The following is a 2,039-nucleotide window of genomic DNA, read 5'->3' on the forward strand; positions in this document are numbered from 1 at the left end:
CACGCCGCCACCGGTGCCACCGGTGCCCTCGTGCCCACCGCGGCGAGGTGGCGGCCGGGCGCCGCTGCACCCGGCCGCCCGGCGCACGGGTGCCCGGCGACGGGGGCGCACAGGACGTCGAGCGCACGGGCGGCGGTGGCGCGCAGCCGGTGCAGCGGCACGACGGCGTCGACGACGCCGTGGCGGCGCAGGTTCTCCGCGCGCTGCACGCCGGCGGGCAGCGCCGCGCCGGTCAGGGCCTCCTGGACCCGCGGACCCAGCAGCCCGACGAGGGCGCCGGGCTCGGCGGTGGTGACGTGGCCGAGGGATCCCCACGACGCCAGCACGCCCCCGGTCGTCGGGTGGCGCAGGTGCACCAGGTAGGGCAGGTGCGCGGCGCGGTGGGCGGACAGCGCGGCGACGATCCCGGCCATCGTGACGAAGGCGCCGGTGCCCTCCTGCATCCGGGTGCCGCCGGAGGCGGGGGCGGCCAGCAGCGGCAGGCGCTCCGCGGTGGCCCGCTCGACGGCGGCCACGATGCGCGCCGCCGCGGCCGTGCCGACGGAACCGGCGAGGAAGGCGAACTCCGAGACCACGACCGCGACCCGTCGCCCGGCCAGCAACCCCTCCCCGGTGAGGACCGCCTCGTCGGCACCCGCCCGCACCTCGGCGCGGGCGAGCTGCTCCAGGTAGCGCGCCGGGGCGCCGGTGCGGTCCGCGGGCGCGTCCCAGGACCGGAAGGTGCCGGCGTCGAGCACCGCGGCGAGCACGTCGGCGGCGCTGTGCCCGCCCGCGGGTGCGGCGAGCGCGGAGACGCTCACGCGGTGCCCCCCGCGCCCGTCGTGCCGGCCAGCTCCGCCCGCAGCGCGGCACCGTGGGCGTCGAGCACCGGTGGGGCGCCGTGGTGGCCGCGCGTGGTCTCGGTGCCGTCGGGGGCGAAGAACCGCAGCGGGGAACCCGGCAGCGTGAGCGGGCCGAGCGTGTCGTGCTCGACGTCCACCAGCAGGTGCTGGGAGCGGGTCTGCTCCCAGGCGTACACCTCGTCGATGCCGCGGACCCGCCCGGCGGGCACCCCGGCCCGCTCCAGCTCCGCGAGCAGGTCCTCGGCCTTGCGGCCGGCGAACACCTCCTCGATCCGCGCGGTGAGCCGATCGCGGTGGGCCACCCGCTCACCGTTGCCGGCGAAACCCTCCGCAGCCGCGTCCAGGCCGAAGGCGGCGCAGAAGCGCTGCCACAACCCCTCGCTGCCGACCGCGATCTGCACCGCGCCGTCGGCGCACGCGAACAACCCGTAGGGCGCGATCGCCGGGTGGTGGTTCCCCTGCGCCCGGCCCACCTCCCCGGCCACCGTGAACCGGGTGCCCTGGAAGGCGTGCACCCCGACCACCGAGGCCAGCAGCGAGGTCCGCACCACCTGCCCGCGGCCGGTGCGCCCGCGCTCCAGCAGCGCCGCCAGCACCCCGGAGACGCCCGTCAGCCCGGCCAGCAGGTCCGCGATGGGCACCCCCACCCGCTGCGGGTCCTGAGGGCCGGAGCCGGTCAGCGACATCAACCCGGCCTCGCCCTGCGCGATCTGGTCGTAGCCGGCGCGCCCGCCCTCGGGGCCGTCGTGGCCGAAACCGGTGATGGACAGCACCACGAGCCGGGGGTTGAGCGCGAACAGCTCCCCGGTGCCGAACCCGAGCCGCTCCAGCACCCCGGGGCGGAAGTTCTCCACCAGAACGTCCGCCCGCGACAGCAGGCCGCGCAGCACCTCCTGCCCGTCGCCGGACTTCAGGTCCAGCGCGATCGACTCCTTGTTGCGGTTGCAGGACAGGAAGTACGACGACTCCCGGTTCCCACCGCCCGGTGGGTCGAGGAACGGCGGGCCCCAGCCGCGGGTGTCGTCGCCGGTTCCGGGTGCCTCCACCTTCACCACCCGCGCCCCCAGGTCGCCCAGCACCATGCCCGCGTGCGGGCCGGCCAGCGCCCGCGACAGGTCCACCACGAGCGTGCCGGCCAGCGGGCCAGCGCCGGGCCGCGGCGTCGGCGCGCTCACCGGCCCACCGCCCGCCGCAGCG

2 protein-coding genes are annotated in these 2,039 nt (G+C 78.0%); both read right to left on the reverse strand.

What is annotated here, in order from left to right; translation table 11 throughout:
- The coding region (locus ABEB16_RS21685; protein WP_345714246.1) for a carboxyl transferase domain-containing protein at positions 1-800 on the reverse strand (800 nt) is incomplete at its 3' end.
- A complete protein-coding gene (locus tag ABEB16_RS21690; protein ID WP_345714247.1) occupies positions 797-2,017 on the reverse strand; it encodes a CaiB/BaiF CoA transferase family protein in 1,221 nt (406 codons plus the stop codon). The genes ABEB16_RS21690 and ABEB16_RS21685, both read right to left, overlap by 4 nt.
- Between the last annotated feature and the right edge of the window lie 22 nt (positions 2,018-2,039).

This window comes from Kineococcus glutinatus (genome assembly GCF_039542765.1).
Taxonomy (GTDB): domain Bacteria; phylum Actinomycetota; class Actinomycetes; order Actinomycetales; family Kineococcaceae; genus Kineococcus_A; species Kineococcus_A glutinatus.